Origin of the sequence: Pseudomonas mandelii (genome assembly GCF_002251635.1) — a bacterium.
Taxonomy (GTDB): domain Bacteria; phylum Pseudomonadota; class Gammaproteobacteria; order Pseudomonadales; family Pseudomonadaceae; genus Aquipseudomonas; species Aquipseudomonas mandelii_B.
This window is the reverse complement of record NZ_NMOJ01000062.1, coordinates 1-7,221: the sequence shown is the minus strand read 5'-3', so window position 1 is coordinate 7,221 and position 7,221 is coordinate 1. Positions and strand designations below refer to the sequence as shown.

The 7,221-nt window shown below is 59.4% G+C and carries 7 protein-coding genes; 4 read left to right on the top strand and 3 right to left on the bottom strand.

Going from position 1 to position 7,221, the window contains the following annotated elements:
* Window positions 1-790: alpha/beta fold hydrolase (locus B7L09_RS09380; RefSeq protein ID WP_094468594.1), on the bottom strand; the 790-nt coding region annotated here is incomplete at its 3' end.
* Window positions 791-804: 14 nt separating this feature from the next.
* The gene (locus B7L09_RS09375) at window positions 805-1,728 is read right to left on the bottom strand and encodes a PA3225 family LysR-type transcriptional regulator (RefSeq protein WP_094468593.1); all 924 of its coding nucleotides are present in this window, start codon (window positions 1,726-1,728) and stop codon (window positions 805-807) included.
* A 49-nt stretch (window positions 1,729-1,777) separates the two neighbouring features.
* Between B7L09_RS09375 and B7L09_RS09370 the strand changes: the two genes are divergently transcribed.
* The 3 genes from B7L09_RS09370 (at window position 1,778) to B7L09_RS09360 (ending at window position 4,132) form a co-directional block, all read left to right on the top strand.
* Window positions 1,778-2,092 carry a 3-phosphoglycerate kinase gene (locus B7L09_RS09370; protein ID WP_094468592.1) on the top strand — a complete coding sequence of 105 codons (315 nt, stop codon included), beginning with the start codon at window positions 1,778-1,780 and terminating at the stop codon, window positions 2,090-2,092.
* A 228-nt stretch (window positions 2,093-2,320) separates the two neighbouring features.
* Window positions 2,321-2,920, top strand: coding sequence for an FMN-dependent NADH-azoreductase (locus B7L09_RS09365; RefSeq protein ID WP_094468591.1), 600 nt, complete (start codon window positions 2,321-2,323; stop codon window positions 2,918-2,920).
* Between the two features lie 345 nt (window positions 2,921-3,265).
* On the top strand, window positions 3,266-4,132 hold the full coding sequence (locus B7L09_RS09360) for a carboxylate/amino acid/amine transporter (protein ID WP_094468590.1): 867 nt from the start codon (window positions 3,266-3,268) through the stop codon (window positions 4,130-4,132).
* A 107-nt stretch (window positions 4,133-4,239) separates the two neighbouring features.
* Here the strand turns inward: B7L09_RS09360 and B7L09_RS09355 are convergent, their stop codons facing one another.
* Window positions 4,240-5,538, bottom strand: a complete 1,299-nt coding sequence (locus B7L09_RS09355) for a mechanosensitive ion channel family protein (protein ID WP_094468589.1) — start codon at window positions 5,536-5,538, stop codon at window positions 4,240-4,242.
* A gap of 193 nt (window positions 5,539-5,731) precedes the next feature.
* On the opposite strand from B7L09_RS09355, the gene B7L09_RS09350 reads away from it, so the two are divergent.
* Window positions 5,732-7,078, top strand: coding sequence for a DEAD/DEAH box helicase (locus B7L09_RS09350; RefSeq protein WP_094468588.1), 1,347 nt, complete (start codon window positions 5,732-5,734; stop codon window positions 7,076-7,078).
* Window positions 7,079-7,221: the final 143 nt, after the last annotated feature.

The window sequence follows — 7,221 nt, the reverse complement described above, 5'->3', positions numbered from 1 at the left end:
AGTGGTTGTCAACTGTCTTTAGAAAATCGAGCAGGGTTTGGTTGAAGCGTTCGGGTTGATCCAAGGGCGTGGCATGGCGGGAATCCTCGATCACCACCAGCCGCGCATCGGGCAGCAGTTTTACATAGATTTCTTTCTGCGAGACCGGCGTGTAATCGCGGTCGGCGCTGATGACCAGGGTTGGACTGGTAATTCTGGAAAGTTGTTCCTGCACGCCCCAGCCCACAATTGCGTCGAAGCTGGCGAGATAAGCACGTTTGTCGTTTTTTGCCCAGCGCTCAGCCATTTTCTGGCGCAAATCAGCTTGTTCGGGTTTGGGGAACAGCTTGGCGCCCAAGGCCTTGCCGATGGTGCCCAGACTGAGGACACGCATCAGGCTCCAACGCTTGAACCACTGCCAGTAATCGTCGCGGCTGCGCAGTTTGACCTCGGGCGCGCTGTTGACGATGCACAGGCTNTTGAGCATGTGCGGCTGATCCACGGCCAGTTGAAAACCGATCATGCCGCCCATGGACAAGCCCACGTAATGGGTGGGGCCGAGGTTCAGGTGTTCCATCAGGGCGACCAGGTCGGCGCTGAACCCGGCAATGCTGTAACGCTCGCGGGGTTTATCGGAGCGACCGTGACCGCGCACATCCGGCACGATTACCCGGTATCGGGTCGACAGCGCCGGGATCTGCTTTTCCCAGTCCAGGGTGCTGGAACCCAGCCCGTGGACCAGCAGCAACGGCGTGCCGTGGCCATATTCCTCATAGTGCAGGTTGCAACCTTCATGTTCGAAATAGGCCATGTAGATACTCCGTGTCAGGCTTGTTCAGGGGCGGCGAACGGCGCATCCAGCGGCGCGGTGTCGAAGGTACGCAGCAGTTCGATCAGGATCTGCGTCGCCGGGCCCAAGGGTTTGTCCTTGTTCGAATANAGGTAGAACGTCGGGTTGCGGCTGCCGCCCTNNTCCAANGGTAGCAGCTTGAGCAGGCCTTCGTTGAGTTCGCGTTCAATCATGTGCCGGGGCAACCANGCGAAACCCAGGCCACTGCTGACAAAAGNCGCGGCGGTGGCCAGGCTGCCGACGGTCCAGCGCTGTTCGGCGCCGAGCCAGCCGACGTCTCGTGGTTGCTGGCGACCGGAGTCGCGGATGACCACTTGCAGCTGGCTTTCAAGGTCCTGGAAATTCAGTTCGCGGTTGAGGCGATGCAAGGCATGTTCGGGGTGGGCGACCGCGACAAACTCGACGTCGCTCAATTCCGCACCCAGATAGCCCGGAATGCTGAANCTGCTGATGGCCAGGTCGGCCACGCCCTCCATCAATAGCTCTTCAACGCCTGACAGCACTTCTTCGCGCAGGCGCACCCTGCAACCACGGCTCTGCGGCATGAACGCGGTCAACGCGCGGACGAGGCGGGCGCTCGGGTAAGCCGCATCGACCACCAGCCGCACTTCCGCTTCCCAGCCTTGCTCCATGTGATGGGCCAGGTCTTCCAGCTGGCTGGCCTGTTTCACCAGTTGCCGCGAGCGACGCAACAACACGTCACCGGCTTCAGTGAGTACGGCCTTGCGCCCGTCGATGCGCAGCAGCGGCACGCCGAGCTGGTCTTGCATGCGCGCCACGGTGTAACTCACCGAGGACTGCGAGCGGTGCAGCGCTTCGGCGGCCTGGGCGAAACCGCCGTGGTCGACCACGGCTTGCAAGGTTCGCCATTGATCGAGGGTAACGCGGGGCGCTTTCAAGATGAGCTCCTCTTGTCCTAAGCTGGCAGTCCTTATTGGAGACTGCCGAATGAGAAAATTCTGTTGTGTGCTGCTGGCGCTGCTGCCATTGACNGCGTTTGCTTATCCGATCGATGTGGAGAAAAACCTCAACGGCATGAAGATCGACTACAACGCCTACGACACGGATAACGACATCGCGTCCATTCAAGTCAACAACTACGGCGACACCGATGCGATCTGCAAGGTGGTTTTCAACAATGGCCCGGAAGCGCCGCGCACCCGCTCTATCGAAGTGGCCGCCGGCAAACACAAAAATGCCACCGCCAAGTTCACCCGCTCCATTATCAAGATGCGAATCAACCTGACCTGCACCCCCAAATGACGTTCAACCCTGTGGGAGCGAGCCTGCTCGCGATGGTGGCGTAACATTCACTCTCTATGTTGCCTGACACACCGCCATCGCGAGCAGGCTCACTCCCACAAGGGATGCTCAGCTTATAAACGAATTTATTGATGGGTTATAGCAGTTATTTGCGCTTTTTCATCGATATGACTCTGTTTAACCTTCACTCCATCGCCTTACAGCATTCTCAGATGGAGCCTACATCCCATGTCACACGTTCTGATCATCGAAAGCAGCGCCCGNCAGCAAGACTCGNTTTCCCGTCAGNTGACCCAAACGTTCATCAGCCAGTGGAAAGCCGCTCACCCGAACGACCAGATCACCGTGCGTGACGTGGCGCTCAACCCCGTGCCGCACCTGGATGCCAACCTGCTCGGCGGCTGGATGAAGCCCGCCGAACAGCGCAGCACTATCGAACAGGCGTCCCTGGACCGCTCCAACGAATTGACCGACGAATTGCTCGCCGCCGACGTGCTGGTAATGGCTGCACCGATGTACAACTTCGCTATCCCCAGCACCCTCAAAGCCTGGCTGGACCACGTGTTGCGTGCCGGTGTGACCTTCAAGTACACCGACACCGGCCCGCAAGGTTTGCTCAGCGGCAAGCGCGCCTATGTACTGACCGCTCGCGGCGGGATCTACGCCGGTAGCACCGCCGATCACCAGGAACCGTACCTGCGCCAGGTGATGGGTTTCATCGGGATTCACGACGTGACCTTCATTCACGCCGAAGGCATGAACCTGGGCGGTGACTTTCAGGAGAAAGGCCTGAACCAGGCCAACGCCAAGCTTTCCCAAGTGGCTTGAGGCTTTAATCGCCAGATAATCCCTTGATGTTCAAGTGGCCTGGCGCAACCCCTTCAAGGCTTTACGCGCATCGAACCTCCCTTTGCACTTGTTGCTCCTGAGTGCTGTTGCCCGATTGAACGCTTTAGCGAGATCGGGCTTTTTTTTGCCTGGGATTTGGCGGGCATACCCCTAACCCTGTGGGAGCGGGCTTGCCCGCGATAGCGGTGCATCAGGCAGCATTGAAGTCGAATGACACACCGCAATCGCGGGCAAGCCCGCTCCCTCAGGGGATGTGTGTTGGCTGACGGTTCGCGATAACGGGAAAAACCCGTTATCGTCGCCGCCATTCGAAACGAGGCGAGCATGGGCTATCTACTTTTTGTCACGCTGATCCAGGCGTTTTCCTTCAGTCTGATCGGCGAGTACCTGGCCGGTCATGTCGACAGTTACTTTGCGGTGCTGGTGCGGGTGTTGTTGGCCGGGCTGGTGTTTATCCCGTTGACGCGCTGGCGTTCGGTAGAACCCAGGTTCATGCGCGGCATGCTGGTGATTGGCGCGCTGCAGTTCGGCGTGACCTATGTGTGCCTGTACCTGAGCTTTCGCGTGCTCACGGTGCCGGAGGTGTTGCTGTTCACCATCCTCACGCCATTGCACGTGACGCTGATCGAAGATGCCCTCAATCGACGCTTCAATCCGTGGGCGCTGGTGGCCGCACTGGTGGCGGTGCTCGGCGCGGCGGTGATTCGTTACGACAGGATCACCCCGCACTTCCTTGGCGGCTTCTTGCTGCTGCAACTGGCCAACTTCACCTATGCCGCCGGGCAGGTGATGTACAAGCATCTGGTGGCGCGTTATCCGAGTGATTTGCCGCACTACCGACGCTTCGGCTACTTCTACCTGGGCGCGCTGGCGGTGGCATTGCCGGCATTCCTGCTGTTCGGCAAAGCCGACTTCCTGCCGCAAGCGCCACTGCAATGGGGCGTGCTGGTGTTTCTCGGGTTGGTCAGCACCGCGCTGGGTATGTACTGGTGGAACAAGGGCGCTTGCCTGGTCAATGGTGGCACCCTGGCGGTCATGAACAACCTGCATGTGCCGGTGGGGCTGTTGNTNAACCTGCTGATCTGGAATCAGCATGAAGAGTTGGGGCGGTTGTTCTTGGGCGGGTCGGTGATTTTGATGGCGGTGTGGATAAGTCGGCTGGGTATACGTAAACCGGCAATCGCACACTGAACCCTGTGGGAGCGGGCTTGCCCGCGATGGCGGTGTGTCAGGCGATATCGATATTGACTGACACGACCTCATCGCGGGCAAGCCCGTTCCCACAGGTTAGAGGTGGATTACATGATGTGTTTTTCGGGTTCGGGAATGTGGTTCGCGCCTAACATGGCCGGGAGCAACCCCGCCCGCAAATCCCCGCCACTCGGCTGCTGATACAGGCTCAGCCCGAACTCCGGCAGCACCGCCAGCAGGTAATCAAAAATATCCCCCTGGATACGCTCGTAATCCGCCCACGCCGTGGTGCGGGTGAAGCAGTAGATTTCCAGCGGCACGCCTTGGGCGGTGGTTTGCATCTGGCGCACCATGCAGGTCATGTTCGGCTGGATNTCCGGGTGACTCTTCAGATACGCCAGCGCATAGGCCCGGAACGTCCCGATGTTGGTCATCCGCCGACGGTTGGCCGACATCGCCGCGACGTTGCCCTGCGCCTCGTTCCAGGCCTTGAGCTCGGCCTGTTTGCGGCTGATGTAGTCGGTGAGCAGATGCACCTGGCTCAGCTTCAGCTCTTCGTCATCACGGATAAATCGCACGCCGCTGGCATCGATGAACAGGCTGCGCTTGATGCGGCGCCCGCCGGACGCCTGCATGCCGCGCCAGTTCTTGAACGACTCGGACATCAGGCGCCAGGTCGGGATGGAGACGATGGTCTTGTCGAAGTTCTGCACCTTCACCGTGTGCAGGGTGATGTCCACCACGTCACCGTCGGCGCCGACCTGCGGCATTTCGATCCAGTCGCCGACCCGCAGCATGTCGTTGCTGGTCAGTTGCACGCTGGCGACGAATGACAGCAGGGTGTCTTTGTAGACCAACAAAATCACCGCCGACATCGCACCCAAACCGGACAGCAGCAACAACGGCGAGCGGTCGATCAGGGTGGCGACGATGATGATCGCGGCAAACACGAACAGCACCATTTTCGTCAGTTGCACATAGCCCTTGATCGAGCGGGTGCGGGCATGCTCGGTGCGTGCGTAGATATCCAGCAAGGCGTTGAGCAGGGCGCTTACCGCCAGCGTCATGAACAGGATGGTGAACGCCAGCGCCACATTGCCGATAAACATCAGGCTGGTCTTGCTCAGTTCCGGCACCAGATGCAGGCCGAACTGGATCACCAGTGACGGCGTCATTTGTGCCAGGCGATGGAAGACCTTGTTATGCCGAAAGTCGTTGACCCAGTGCAGGGCCGGTTGCCGGCCGAGTATTTTGGTCGCGTGAATAATGAGGTAGCGCGCCACTCGTCCGAGGACTAGCGCCACCACCAGCAACAGGATCAGCGCCAGGCTGGAATGCAGGAGCGGGTGCTGATCGAGGGCACCCCAAAGGTCTTGGAGGTTGAGCCAGAGCTGTTTGATATCCATGGGTAAAAACGGTTCTTCTGTAGGACGCGACGGGGCGATTAGAGCATCTAAGACGCTTTGCATGACGTTTTGAGACAAATCAGGCAACAAAAAAGCCACTGTTTACCGCCGTTTGCATAAAGAAACTCGGTTTGGACGCCCGAAACCGTTACCCTATGCAGCTGATATTTTGTATTTCTTCGAGGTAGCACCCGTGTTTTCCCAATTCGCCCTGCACGAACGCCTGCTCAAAGCCGTGGCCGAGCTTAAATTTGTCGAGCCTACGCCTGTGCAAGCAGCGGCCATCCCGCTCGCGCTCGAAGGGCGTGACCTGCGGGTGACAGCGCAAACCGGTAGCGGCAAGACTGCTGCNTTCGTCCTGCCGATTCTGAACCGCCTGATTGGCCCGGCCAAAGTCCGTGTCAGCATCAAGACCCTGATCCTGCTGCCGACCCGTGAGCTGGCCCAACAGACCTTGAAGGAAGTGGAGCGCTTCTCGCAGTTCACCTTCATCAAGTCCGGCCTGATCACCGGCGGCGAAGACTTCAAGGTCCAGGCCGCGATGCTGCGCAAAGTGCCAGATATNCTGATCGGTACGCCGGGCCGGATGATCGAGCAGCTGAACGCCGGCAACCTCGACCTGAAAGAAGTTGAAGTACTGGTACTCGACGAAGCCGACCGCATGCTCGACATGGGCTTTGCCGACGATGTGCAACGCCTGGTGGCCGAGTGCGTCAATCGCCAGCAGACCATGCTCTTTTCCGCCACCACCGGCGGTTCGACCCTGCGCGACATGGTTGCCAAGGTCCTGAACAATCCTGAGCACTTGCAGGTCAACAACGTCAGCGATCTGAACGCGACCACGCGCCAGCAGATCGTCATGGCCGACCACAATGTGCACAAAGAACAGATCCTCAACTGGCTGCTGGCCAACGAGACCTATCAAAAAGCCATCGTATTCACCAANACCCGCGCCGCTGCCGACCGTATCTACGGTCGCTTGGTCGCGCAGGACTACAAGGCATTCGTGCTGCACGGTGAGAAAGACCAGAAGGATCGCAAGCTGGCCATCGACCGCCTGAAGCAGGGCGGCGTGAAAATTCTCGTTGCCACCGACGTTGCCGCTCGCGGTCTCGACGTGGAAGGCCTGGACCTGGTGATCAACTTCGATATGCCACGCAGCGGCGACGAATACGTGCACCGTATCGGCCGTACCGGGCGTGCCGGCAACAATGGCCTGGCGATCTCGCTGATCTGTCACGGCGACTGGAACCTGATGTCGAGCATCGAACGCTACCTCAAGCAGTCGTTCGAGCGCCGCACCATCAAGGAAGTCAAAGGCACTTACACCGGGCCGAAGAAGGTCAAGGCGTCGGGCAAAGCCGTCGGCGTGAAGAAGAAAAAAGTCGATGCCAAGGGCGACAAGAAAAAGGCCGGCGCCAAGTCGCCGACCAAGCGCAAGATCGCCAATCGGCCGAAGACCGACAACCTGTCGCTCGTCAGCAAGGACGGCATGGCGCCGCTCAAGCGTCGCAAGCCAGAAGCGCCTGCTGCCGAGTAAGGTTGCGTTGATATGAAAAAACCGGACGATGTCCGAGTGATCTGTGGCGAGGGAGCTTGCTCCCGCTGGGGCGCGAAGCGGCCCTGAAAATGGGACTGCTGCGCAGTCCAGCGGGAGCAAGCTCCCTCGCCACAGGGAAAAGC